Source organism: Dactylosporangium sp. CA-139066 (assembly GCF_050936175.1).
GTDB lineage: Bacteria > Actinomycetota > Actinomycetes > Mycobacteriales > Micromonosporaceae > Dactylosporangium.
The window spans coordinates 2,747,295-2,759,121 of sequence record NZ_JBNJNH010000001.1 but is presented as its reverse complement, the minus strand read 5'-3'; the positions used below and the strand labels follow the sequence as shown (position 1 = coordinate 2,759,121).

The 11,827-nt window shown below is 69.7% G+C and carries 13 protein-coding genes and 2 pseudogenes; all 15 read left to right on the top strand.

Annotated features, from left to right (window positions below):
• Positions 1–403 precede the first annotated feature (403 nt).
• On the top strand, positions 404–946 hold the full coding sequence (locus ACQEVU_RS12665; RefSeq protein WP_433322921.1) for a SigE family RNA polymerase sigma factor: 543 nt from the start codon (positions 404–406) through the stop codon (positions 944–946).
• 3 nt (positions 947–949) lie between these two features.
• Positions 950–2,230: a hypothetical protein gene (locus ACQEVU_RS12660; RefSeq protein ID WP_433322920.1), complete on the top strand. Its 1,281-nt coding sequence runs from the start codon at positions 950–952 to the stop codon at positions 2,228–2,230.
• A 281-nt stretch (positions 2,231–2,511) separates the two neighbouring features.
• Positions 2,512–2,592, top strand: a pseudogene (locus tag ACQEVU_RS12655) (IS6 family transposase); the annotation flags it as partial.
• 63 nt (positions 2,593–2,655) lie between these two features.
• Complete coding sequence (locus ACQEVU_RS12650) at positions 2,656–2,973, top strand: transposase (protein ID WP_433322919.1); 318 nt, start codon at positions 2,656–2,658, stop codon at positions 2,971–2,973.
• The gene (locus tag ACQEVU_RS12645) at positions 2,970–3,857 is read left to right on the top strand and encodes an IS3 family transposase (RefSeq protein ID WP_433322918.1); all 888 of its coding nucleotides are present in this window, start codon (positions 2,970–2,972) and stop codon (positions 3,855–3,857) included. Before ACQEVU_RS12650 ends, ACQEVU_RS12645 begins: the two co-directional genes overlap by 4 nt.
• Positions 3,858–3,864: 7 nt before the next feature.
• On the top strand, positions 3,865–4,338 hold the full coding sequence (locus ACQEVU_RS12640) for a DDE-type integrase/transposase/recombinase (protein ID WP_433322917.1): 474 nt from the start codon (positions 3,865–3,867) through the stop codon (positions 4,336–4,338).
• 634 nt (positions 4,339–4,972) lie between these two features.
• Positions 4,973–5,842, top strand: a complete 870-nt coding sequence (locus ACQEVU_RS12635) for a methyltransferase domain-containing protein (RefSeq protein WP_433322916.1) — start codon at positions 4,973–4,975, stop codon at positions 5,840–5,842.
• A gap of 224 nt (positions 5,843–6,066) precedes the next feature.
• Positions 6,067–6,537 (top strand): DUF1772 domain-containing protein, encoded by a 471-nt coding sequence (locus tag ACQEVU_RS12630; protein ID WP_433322915.1) that lies wholly within the window; start codon positions 6,067–6,069, stop codon positions 6,535–6,537.
• 320 nt (positions 6,538–6,857) lie between these two features.
• Positions 6,858–7,514, top strand: a complete 657-nt coding sequence (locus ACQEVU_RS12625; protein ID WP_433322914.1) for a hemerythrin domain-containing protein — start codon at positions 6,858–6,860, stop codon at positions 7,512–7,514.
• 401 nt (positions 7,515–7,915) lie between these two features.
• Positions 7,916–8,272 (top strand): annotated as a pseudogene (locus ACQEVU_RS12620) (hypothetical protein); the annotation flags it as partial.
• Between the two features lie 54 nt (positions 8,273–8,326).
• Positions 8,327–8,455 carry a hypothetical protein gene (locus tag ACQEVU_RS12615; protein ID WP_433322913.1) on the top strand — a complete coding sequence of 43 codons (129 nt, stop codon included), beginning with the start codon at positions 8,327–8,329 and terminating at the stop codon, positions 8,453–8,455.
• Positions 8,456–8,491: 36 nt separating this feature from the next.
• Positions 8,492–9,100, top strand: coding sequence for a DUF1772 domain-containing protein (locus tag ACQEVU_RS12610; RefSeq protein ID WP_433322912.1), 609 nt, complete (start codon positions 8,492–8,494; stop codon positions 9,098–9,100).
• A 245-nt stretch (positions 9,101–9,345) separates the two neighbouring features.
• Positions 9,346–9,555: a hypothetical protein gene (locus ACQEVU_RS12605; RefSeq protein ID WP_433322911.1), complete on the top strand. Its 210-nt coding sequence runs from the start codon at positions 9,346–9,348 to the stop codon at positions 9,553–9,555.
• Between the two features lie 174 nt (positions 9,556–9,729).
• Positions 9,730–10,710, top strand: a complete 981-nt coding sequence (locus ACQEVU_RS12600) for an AraC family transcriptional regulator (protein ID WP_433322910.1) — start codon at positions 9,730–9,732, stop codon at positions 10,708–10,710.
• A 184-nt stretch (positions 10,711–10,894) separates the two neighbouring features.
• On the top strand, positions 10,895–11,155 hold the full coding sequence (locus ACQEVU_RS12595; RefSeq protein WP_433322909.1) for a hypothetical protein: 261 nt from the start codon (positions 10,895–10,897) through the stop codon (positions 11,153–11,155).
• Positions 11,156–11,827 lie beyond the last annotated feature (672 nt).

Here is an 11,827-nt window from a genome sequence, read left to right as displayed (position 1 = left end):
GTCCGCGGCACTCGACTGGCGATGGATCTTCCTGGTCAACGTTCCGCTCTGCTGTGCCGCGCTACTGATGGGGCTGCGCTGGATTCCCGGCAGCCGGGGCGCATCGCCCTGGAACGGGAGGGGGCTGACCGCGCAGCTGGCCGCCGCCTACGGCATCGATGGGCGCGCACGCCGCGCGGGGAGCCCGGGGGAGCGGGCCCGCACGGAGTTCACGACGCGGATCCGCGACGCACTGCGGCGGATCGAGGCGGTCCACCCCGAGCTCGGCGCGCACCTACGGGCGTCGGTGCGCACCGGTGCGTTGTGCAGCTACCGCCCCGCCGGAAGCACTGCCGGAAGCCCCGCCGGATGCCGTACAACCGAATGGTCCGTCGATCCCGTCTGAGGGTGGACGAAATCCCCGATGGGAGAGGCGGCTCGGATGGGCGGCAGCTCGGCGGACCAGGAGTACGTGGAGTACGTCACGGCGCGGCAGCCGGCGCTGCGCCGTCTCGCGTATGTGCTCAGCGGCGACTCGCACCGCGCTGACGACCTCGTCCAGCAGACCATCACCACGCTCTACGTGCGGTGGTCGAAGATCCGGCATGCCGGAAACCTGGACCGGTATGTGCGCAGCATGCTCGTGAACGCCTTCATCGACGAGCGCAGGCTCGCCTGGTCGAAGGTGCGGCTCTTTGCGGAGCCGCCGCACATACCGGACCGCACGGCGCCGGGGCAGAACGAGGTCGAGGAACGCTCGGTGCTGCGCGCCGCGCTGGCGCAGGTGCCCCGCCGCCAACAGGCGGTGCTGGTGCTGCGCTTCATCTACGACCTGCCCGTCGCCGAGGTCGCCGACATGCTCGGCGTTACGGTCGGCACGGTCAAAAGCCAGACGTCCCACGGGTTGAACGCGCTGCGACGGCTGCTCAGCGAGCAGTCGGTCGCGGTCCTGACCGAGGAGCGATAGCACGTGGACCTCAACGAATACAACGCCGGCGACTTGTTGCGGACCCTGCCCGACGAGCCACCGCGGCCGCCGTCGATCGATGTCGCGCGGGCGATGCGCGACGGCCGGCGCCGCCGCCGGCTGCGCCGTCGGGCACTCGCGGGCGGCGTGCTGGTGCTGACCCTGGCCGCGGTGGCGGCGGTGCCGGTGGCGCTGGCCGCGACCCGTGGCCCCGACCGCCGGCCCGACCTTGCCCCCGCCGCCTCAGGCAGCAGTGGCGGTACGAGCGCCGCCGCCAAGGCCGCGCCGACCGTCCGGGCGACCGCGCGGGCCATCGCGGTCCCGACGTCGTGCAAGGCGGAGAAGCTGCCGATCCCGGACAACGTCACGATGGCGCTGGTGACCGCGGCCGACCCGACCGGAAGCATCATTTTTGGCCGCTCGTACCCCAAGGGCGGCGACCAGCAGGTCCTGGTGTGGCAGGACGGGCGGGCCACCAAGGTCGCCGTCCCCGGCGCGGACCAGGCGATCAGCGCGGTCAACGCGGCCGGCGTCGGGGTGGGCAACAGCTGGGTCGACAGCGGTCCGGTCGCCTGGCTCTACCGCGACGGCAAGGTCACCAAGCTCCCGGGCGGCGACGGCGTCACGGTCGCCGGCATCAACGCGGCCGAGGTCATCGTCGGCAACAACGGCACCGGCCGGCCGCTGATCTGGTCCAGCCCGACCGCCGAGCCGCGGCCCCTGGCCCTGCCCGACGACGCGACCGGCGGCATCGCGAGCGCGATCGACGAGGACGGCACGGTGATCGGGTCGATCTACACGACCATCCCGGGCGGTGTGCAGACGACGGCCTCCGACCCCCGCGGCGTGCGGGCCGGCGTGGCCTACGCCTGGGCGCCCGACGGCACGGGTCGACGGCTGCCGGCGCCCGCCGTCGTCAGCGGCACCGGCTATGGGGCGTTCACCATCCGCAACGGCTGGGTGATCGGCGTCAACCGGCCGGCCGGCGCCCCCGCCAGCGGCCTACGCTGGGACCTGGCGACCGGCACGGTCGAAACGGTGCCCGGCTTCGCCACACGCCCGGACACGGCCAACGCCTCCGGCTGGATGGTCGGCACCGACCCAGAGGGCCACGGCCTGATGGTGGCCGGCGACAAGCGGATGCAGCTGCCGGATCCGTTCCAGCACAAGCCGAGCACGACCAGCCTCCTGGCCGTGACGATCAGCGACGACGGGCGCACGATCGCCGGCCAGGCCGACGATCCCAGCGACACCATCCGCGCGATCGTCTGGAGATGCCACTAGAGAACGACCGTAGGTCCGGCCGCCTTCCTCGGGGTGTACCCCGTGTCGAGGGCGGCCGGACCACTTGGCCGTTGGCGTCCGGCTTTCATTCCTTGCGCCGGGCGCGCGCGCCGGGTCGCCGCGTGGTGTGGCTTGTCGGCGACGGGTGTGTGTGACTGCACGCTCGGCGATGGCTGTCGCTCAAGATTGGGGTTGTTGCGAGGTTTTGGCGGTCGACGGCGGCGTGATCCTCGATCGTGGAAAGGTGGATGGGCTATAGCCATCGCTGGTTTCCACGATCGAGGTTCACGCCGCTGCTGGCCGACGCCGCCAGATTCTGCCGGCATTCGCCTGGTGACAGGTGGTTCGTCGATGAGACCTATGAGGTTCCCCCCGCGGACCGGACACCCTGAAACCAGACAAATGGTCTGGGGAAAGATGTCCTGGTGCCCCGTCCGTCGAAGTACCCAGAGGATTTCCGCAGAGATGCCGTCGCGTTGGTCCGCTCGTCACCGGATCGGTCGTTGCGTGAGATCGGCCGCGACCTGGGCGTGAACCACGAGACCCTACGCGGCTGGGTCAACGCGGCCAAGCGGGCCGAGCACGGCAGCGTGACTGGTAGCGGCTCGCGTGATGGCGAGCAGATCAGCGCTGAAGAACGCGCCGAGCTGCAGCGGCTGCGGAAGAAGGTCGCCGAGCTGGAGCTGGAGAAGGACATTCTCCGCAAGGCGGCTGCCTATTTTGCGAAAGAGATGGGTCGTTGATCCACCGCTACCGGTTCATCTCGGAACACCACGCCGTCTACGGCGTCACGCGGCTGTGCCGCATCCTGGCGGTACCGCGTCGGCAGGGCTACTACGAGTGGCTCGCCGCCCAACCCGCCCGCCAGCAGCGGGCTGACGCCGAAGACGACCTCGCCGCCGAGATCCGCGCCATCCACGGCCAGCATCGCGGCGCGTACGGCTCCCCGCGCGTCACCGATGAGCTGCGCCGGCGCGGCCGCCGCGTGAACCGCAAGCGCGTCGAGCGGATCATGCGTGAACGTCGCATCGTCGGCGTCACCCGGCGCCGCCGCCGGTCGCTGACCAAACCAGACACCACCGCCGCGCCAACGGCGGACCTGGTCAGCCGGGACTTCACCGCACCAGCCCCCGGGCAGCGCCTCGTCGGTGACATCACCTACCTGCCCACCGGCGAGGGCTGGCTCTACCTGGCCACCACGATCGACCTGTTCAACCGCGAGGTCATCGGCCACGCCATGGCCGGGCACATGCGCGCCGACCTCGTCTGCGACGCCGTCGAACTGGCGCACCGCCGCGGCCTGGTCCCACCCGGCGCGATCTTCCACTCCGACCGCGGCTCGCAATACACCTCGACCCAGTTCCGCACGAAACTGACCAGGCTACGACTACGCGCGTCGATGGGCCGCGTCGGCTCGTGCTACGACAACGCCGTCGCCGAGTCGTTCTTCGCCACCCTCAAGGCCGAACTCGACACCCGCATCTTCGCTACCCGCGCGGCCGCCCGCCAAGCCGTGTTCGCCTACATCAACTACTACAACCACAACCGTCTACATTCGACACTCAAACGGCAAACCCCGCACGAAGCCCGCGCCTGCTACCGTCCACCTACCGCCCTCGCGGCATGAAACCCCGGTGTCCGGTCCTGGGGTGGAACTTCACTACGTGAAGGTCAATGGTGTCTGGCGGTACGTGTACCGGGCCGTGGATCAGTACGGCCAGGTCATCGACGTGCTCGTCTCAGCCCGCCGCGACGCCAGCGCAGCACGTAGGTTCTTCCGCCGGGCGTTTGCCACGTTGAAGGTGACCCCGAGCGAGGTCGTCACCGACGCGGCGCCGGTGTACCCGGCCGTGCTCGACGAGCTGGTTCCGTCGGCGCGGCATCACATTGAACGCCATGCCAACAACCGGATCGAGGCCGACCACAGCCATCTGAAGCACCGGCTCAGACCGATGCGCGGGCTGCGCACTGACCGGACCGCACAGACGATCATCGCCGGACACGCCTTCATGCAGAACCTTCGCCGCGGACACTACGAGCTCGGCCTCGACACCCCACGCGGGCTCCGCGTGGCCGCAGCGTTCAGCGAGCTCGCCAGCGTTATTTGAGTCAGATGCGATCGCGAGTTTTACCGCGCCACCCGATCAAACAACGCAACGGCCTCCTCTACCCGCACCGTTGCGCGAACGGGTGCCGTCCGGAAGCCCTCCTCGAGCCCGGCGCGGGCTTTCCCGTGTCCGTGGCCCGGTGGCGCAGATAGCGCGGCTGGCGGGCCGCGGTGTTCGGCCGGCCGCAGCGGTGGCGGCGCGGCGGGGAGCAGGCCCTGGTGCCTCAAGGGCCGGGTGGTGTGGCCCGGTGCCGCCTCGACGGGGCCTCGCGGGCCTCGGCCGTGCCGCCTCGTCATTTGGACGAAGACGCGGCCGGGCACGGGCTTCGCGCCGACCCGCGCCGACCCTGGTGTCTCGATCGCCGGCCTCGTCTGTGTCCGGTCCCGGCCGGCGTCCCGCACCATCGTCCACTGGATGCCAGCAAACCACGCGGCTTCTGCGAAGGCGACGACTTGCTTGCCCTGCTTGCTACTCCGGCGCGGGCGCGTCCACACCAACGGCGTCGAGCCGCCGGGCGCTCACCACGCCCGGCGGCAGTTGGACGCGAGGGCTTCCCGCTTCTGACTCATCCCCGTCATTGTTACGTTGACGCTACATCGGCCAGGTTCTCGAACGAGAAAAAGGAGTGTCAACAATGACGATAGACGAATCTGTCGGCGCCTTCATTCCGAACCCCGAGGAGGTCGGCGTCGTTTACGACCAGTTCGCCGACTTCCACGCACTGACCGCCAGCGATGTGAGCCTGCACATGAGCATGTGGACCCTGCCCGGCGAACGCCGGCCCGCGTCCACGCTGCTCGAGCTGTCCAACCTGAACCAGGAAAAGACGATCGCGTACCACATCAAGACCCTCGGGCTGAAGGCGGGCGAACACCTGCTGGACATCGGCTGCCGCTCGGGTGTGCCCGCGATCCGGATCGCCCAGCACAGCGGAGCGCAGGTCACCGGCATCGACGTCAGCCACACCCAGATCGCCAAGGCTGTCGAGCTGGCCAAGGCGGGCGGTGTCGCCGACCGCGCCACGTTCACGTACGGCGACGCCATGGCGCTGGAATTCGCGGACGAATCGTTCGATGCCGCTCTGTCGCTCGAGGTGTTCTGCCACTTGTCCGACCGCCAGAAGGGGTACGACGAGGCCTTCCGGGTGCTGAAGCCGGGCGGCGTGTTCCTCGTCAGCGACTTCACGCTCCGCGGAACGCCTTCCGACGAGCTGATGACCGCGTACCAGCACACCTGGCACACCATGCCCCCGATCACGCCAGCGATCATGATGGAGCTGGCGGCCAATGCGGGCTTCGAACTGCTCCGGGTCGAGGACATGACCCAGAACTGCGCGTTCATCGGCAGCCTGATGGCATACCTCTACAGCGACAACCACGACAAGATCGTCGAGCGGTACGGCGCCGAGCTCGTCGCCGAGTTCGACCCCGTGATGCCGCTGATCCGCCGCTTCTTCAACGACCACCTCGGCTCCTACCTGTTCCTGCTGCAGAAGCCCGCATAGGCGGACAGCGAGCGCGAACCGGAGCAGTGCGCCGTGAACGGAGCCTGCGACAACAACGAGCCCGGTAGGGACGTCTCGATGTGGGCAGTCCCTACCGGGCTCATTGTGGCGGTGCCCCGTTCTGTGGACGACGCAGCAGACCTAAACTTTCCCGACCTCCCGCAGCGCCGGTGTCGTCCGGGGCGTAGACGCAACAAGGGGCAAAACATATGGACACTGTCCGGGTGCTGGCGCTGATCGTCTCGACGATGAGCGCGGGGCTGGTCGCCGGCCTGTTCTATGCGTACGTGTGTTCGGTGATGGTGACGATGCGCCGGCTCGACGACCGCACCTTCATCCTCGTGATGCAGCGCAACATCATCGATATTCAGAACGGCTGGTTCGCCCTCACCTTCATGGGCACCTTGCTGTTCACCATCGTCGCCGCGGCACTGCACCTGGGCGCAGGCGACCGGCACGTGCTCGCGCCCCTCGTGGTGTCGCTGGTCGTCTACATCCTCGCGCTGTTCATCACCTTCCGTGTCAACATTCCCCTCAACAATGCACTGGCGCGGGCGGGCGCGCCTGACCGCATCGCCGACCCGGCCAAGGTGCGCACCGACTTCGAAGGCGTGTGGAACCGCTGGAACGTCGTGCGCATGTACTTGCACATCGCGTCGTTCGGCTGTTGCTGCTGGGCCCTGATCGTCCACTGAGGACTATCGCCGCCGGGCCTGGCCGGTCGCCGGTCGGACGCAAGGCCGCGGCGATGCCCGAATCCCTCCACCCGCACCGCGGCGCGAACCGTTGCAGTCCCGCAAGCCCCGTCATACCCTCGTCCGAGCAGGGCGGGGGCATCGCCGTGTCCGTGGCCGCGCGTCCGGATCCGCCCGCCGTGCCCCGGCCCACCAGCGCACGTCCGGCGGCCGCCGCGCCGCGAGACGGCGGGACATGGAGTTGAGCTTCCCAGCTATGGATAGTCGCATGCCCTGAGCCTTTCACTAGTAGCGTGAATTGCGATGTCCAGGAGGCAGTGATGGCCCAGGTGCCCATGTCCAGTGAGCAGGGCGTCCACGGCCTCCCTGAGCACATTCGAGGGTTCGCGCTGATGCACGTCGCGATGCGCCGCGACGCCCGCCGGTTGACCGGGGTCGCCGCGGCGGTCGACGCGTCGACCGGCCCGGCGGTTGCGACGTGGTGGTCGATGGTCCGTGGGGCCATCGATTGGCACCACCACAGCGAGGACGAGGTGTTGTGGCCGCAGCTGCGGCGTCAAGTGCGCGGGTTCGCCGCGCGCGAGGCGACGATCCGCGGCGACCACGACGCGCTCGACGCGGCGATGGAAGCGGTGTCGGTGGCGCTTACACCGCGCGGTATCAAGGGGCTGACCGTGGCGGCGACCCGGTTCAGCACCGTGCTCCACGATCACCTCCGAGCGGAGGAGGCCTTCGTGTTCCCGGTGTTCACCGAGGACCTCACCCCGCAGGAGTACCAGGCGATTGAACGGCGAGTCGTCGCCACGGCTCCGGGGCGTGTCATGGCGTATATCCAGCCATGGATGTTTGACGGCGCGGACCGGCGGGTGGTGGCCGATATCGGGGCGACCATCCCGACACCCGTCCGGCTCTTGGGCAGCACGGTGCTGCGCTGGCGGTACGAACGAATGGTGGCACCGGTACGATCGCTCATCTGAGCCGGACGCGTATCCCCAGCGAGGCCGTCGGCCCGGCCCGTCGACGGAAACCGTCGTCAGGTCGCATCCAAGGAGCTATTCATGGAGTCCATCAATGTGATCAGGCCCGGGTGCGCCAACAGCCCGGGGAGAGGTGGTTAGACCAGCGGGACTTCCGGTACGAGCACCCCGTGAGAAGACACAAGGCGTTCGTGGACAAGCCCCGGCGTGCCCGTACGACGTGCCGGCCTCCGTGGGCCGGCTGCCGGCCGGGCCCGAGCCGGTGCTGTCCGTCCGCGGTCTGCGGTATCGCGTCGACGGTGAGGCGATGCTCGACGACGTGAGCTCGACATCCGGGAGGGTGAGTCGGGCTCACCGGCTCGGAGGCGCCCGTCGACACCCTCCGCCGTACCACGGTCGCGCGGATGGTGTGCGGGCTCGTGCCGGCGGGGGTGCTGATCGGCGGCCGGCCGATCGACGGCATGCACGGCGAGCCGTTCAGGAGCGCGGTCGGATACGTCGCCCCCGCCACGGCGACGTCGTCGCAGACGGTGTCCGGGACGGTCCGGCTGTGGGCGCGGATGCTCGGGCTGTTCGGCCCGCTCGGGCGGGAACGGACGGCGGAGGCTCTCGCACCCGTGCGCATCGAGGATCACGCGCACGTCGCGGTGGGTCACTGTCCGGCCGGGGTGCTGCGCGAGGTGAGCCTCGCGGTCGCACTGCTGGGTCGGCCGCGGCTCGTTGTGCTCGACCAACCGACCAGCGGGATCAACCCGTGAAGCAGGAAACGCCTGCTGGAGACGGTCAGGCGGATCCGGGGCGGTGGCACCGCCGTGCTCTACACCGGGCGTGACGTGGCGGAGGTGCGCGAAGTCTGCGACCGGGTCGGTGTTTTGGATCGTGGCCGTCTGGTGGCGCAGGGCCGCCTGGACGAGCTGTCGAGGCTGCTGAGCGCAGCCTGAACTTCAATGAACCGCAGGGGGAAATGCGCAATGTCAATGCTCGGCAACAGCACGACCCGACGGGTGGACGACGGCGGTGAGGCGCCCAGCGGCGGGCGCCGTATTGCCGGCGCGCTGCTGATCGCCTCCGTCGTCTGCATGGGTCTGATGGCTGGCCTGTTCTGGGCCTTCGACATTTCCGTCATGCCTGGGCTCGCGGACTCCGACGACCGGACGTTCGTGACGGCGATGCATTACATGAACACCGAAATCGAGAACGGGCTGTTCGCCCTGGTGTTCGGCGGTGCGCTGCTGTTGCCGGGGGCGGCGGCGGTGGTGCTGTTCGCGCAGCGGCGGCGTGGCGCGGCACTGTGGACCGTGCTGGCCACGGTTGCGTACTTCGTCGTCCTCGTGATCACCATGGGCGTCAACGTGCCGCTGAACAACGCGCTGGTCGGGGCCGGCGCGCCGGACCGGATCGCGGACCTGCACAAGGTGCGCAGCGACTTCGAGGGTCTGTGGGTGACGATGAACCACTTGCGCGACCTGCTGACCACGATCGCGGTCGCGGCCCTGGGCCGGGCGCTCTCCCTGCACGCCCGTGCGCAACGACCGGTCGCGACACAGCCCTTCGCCCCGCCGCAGCCGTATCCGCCGCAGGCCTAACCGCGGCGCCCCTACTCCAGGCTTGGTGACCCACCGGCTCGCCCACGTGCCTGTTGCTCGCCGCGACCGCGGCGAGCAACAGGCCGTCGCGCGCCAGCCAGCGGCCAACCGCACCCACGGTCGTTCGAACCGGGCCCGCGCCGCGGCCGGGTCGTGGATGCGGGCCGCCGGCCCGGCCGCGTCGAGCTGGACGTGGAGCGGGGATGGTGCCGCGAATCGTGGGGCCGAAGCAGATGAGATACAGCATGAGCGCGGCGGTGATCAGGACCAGGCGGCCGGTCGTCCCGGCGCCGATGTGCAGCACCACGGCGAGCACGGTGAACGGCGCCGCGCCGACGAAGCTCAGGGCGAACCAGCCGTTCTGGATGGACGAGTTGATGCACTGCATGACGTCGATGAACACCCGGTCGTCAGTGCCGCGCAGCGCCAGCATGACCGGGCCGGCATACCCGTAGAGGGGCCCGCGATGGGACCCATGGTCAGGGTGGCGAACACGAGCGCCACCACGAACCGTCCACGCCGATACTCCTGTCGGAATCGCATTGCGTCGACCTCAGTGAAGTGGCTCCGACGCGGCGGCGCCATGGTTTTCTACTCGCATCCACGCGCCAGCGTCTACAATTCGACCTATGGACGCGCTCCTTGGTCTTCTCGACCAGCCGAGGGCGCGAGGGGCGTTCCTGCTCCGTTCGATGCTGACCCCGTCGTGGTCGCTGCGGATCGAGGACGAGGCCCCGCTGTCCGTGGTGACGATGGCCCGCGGCACGGCACTCATCGTGCCCGCTGTCGGGGAGCCGGCCTGGCTCGGCCCGGGTGACATCGCCATCCTGCGTGGCCCGGATCCGTACACGATCTGCGACACCCCGAAGACCCCGGTGCAGATCGTGATCCATCCGGGCCAACGGTGCACCTCGGTCGACGGTCTCGACATGGCCGGCTCGATGAACACCGGGGTGCGCACCTGGGGGACGAGCCGCGACGGCAGCGCCGACACCATGCTCAGCGGCACCTACCAGCTGCACAGCGAGGTCAGCCAGCGGTTGCTGCGGATGTTGCCGCCCTTGATGGTGCGCCCGATCGGCACGGGTGAGCGGTCCCTGGTCGATCTGCTCGCGGTCGAGATCGTGCGTGACGAGCCGGGTCAGGAGCTCGTGCTCGACCGGCTGCTCGACCTGCTCGTGATCACCGTCCTGCGGTCCTGGCTGGCCAGCCCCGACGTGACCACCGCGGCGTGGTATCGCGCGCAGCGAGACCCGGTCATCGGCGCGGCCCTGCAGATGCTGCACGCCGACCCGGCGTACAACTGGACGGTCGCCGACCTGGCGGCCAGTGCCGGGGTCTCGCGCGCGGCGCTGGCCCGCCGCTTCACCGACCTGGTCGGGGAGCCGCCGATGAAGTACCTGGCGAACTGGCGGCTCACCCTCGCCGCCGACCTGCTGTGCGAGCCGCACGCGACGGTGGGCAACGTGGCCCGGCTGGTCGGCTACGGCAGCGCGTTCGCCCTGAGCACGGCGTTCAAGCGGGTCCGGGGCGTCAGCCCGCTGGAGCACCGCAGGGGCGTCCTCGGCCAGCGCAGGACCCAGGAAGACGGCGACGGCCTCGAGGAGTAGCTCGAGGACGAGCTGCGGATCGGCGAGCACCACCCCCCGCCCTGGGCGCCGTGACCCTGTACCTGCCGGGAATGGCATCCGTGCAGGTCGCGGGCCCTCCTGACGTCAGGGGTTCCGATCTTGGTCTGATCGGGGGCGTTGCCCGTACCCATCGTCAGCGATGACTACGCGATAATGCCGCCTCATGCTGCTGCGACTGGTGCACCTGGGCATCACGAACGCGTTTCCATTGCTGCGGCTGCTGCCTGGCGGCGACCGCGACAAGGACATCGAGATTCTCTCGCTGCGCCACCAGCTCGCGGTCTTGCATCGCCGACTCGACGGGCAGCCGGTCCGGTTCGCCCCGGCCGATCGGGCGTGGCTGGCCGCGCTGCTGCACCCGCTGCCGAGGCCGACCCTGCGGCGCCTGCGGTTGCTGGTCCGGCCCGACACGGTCCTCAAGTAGCACCGTGACCTGATCGCGCGCCGCCACGCCGCGGCATCGCGGCCCCGGCGGCGCGGCCGACCCCGCACGCTGCGCTCGATCCGGGCCTTGGTGCTGCGCCTGGCCAGGGAGAACGGCAGCTGGCGGTATCGCAGACTGCATGGCCGCACGTACCGGGCCGTCACCATGTGCGCGGGGCGAGTAGCCGCGGTGAGGCTGGTTACGGCTGTCCCGGTGAGGCCGGCTTCGTCCGTCATCGCCATAGACGATGGTGTCGACCACACACATGATCTGCGCATCTCTGCGGCGGGTCGGCACCGGCCCGCCGCCCTACTGAGCCAACCAGACACGGCGACGGCGGGGCGGACCTGACCACCGCCGGCGCCGGACCTCCGACCGAGCTCGGCCAGCTCGACGAGCGTCGATGGGGCGTTTACGCCACCGCGATCGCCCGCTGGGAGCTGCTCCTGGGCCGGCCCGCCCCGCACCCGTCGCCGCCCGGCCGCCAGGGCAAACCCGTCCTCGCGCCGCCAGTTGTGGAATGGCTCATGGGGCTGTCCGAGCTGTGGGTCACCGACCCACAGCTCGCGCTGCCACGTACGACACGGTCACCGTGCCGCCCGCTGCGGTGACGGCGGGGCTTCTGCCGTCCGCTCGTTGCTCACCGCGTTGACGTAATTGAGGTTGGGGCCG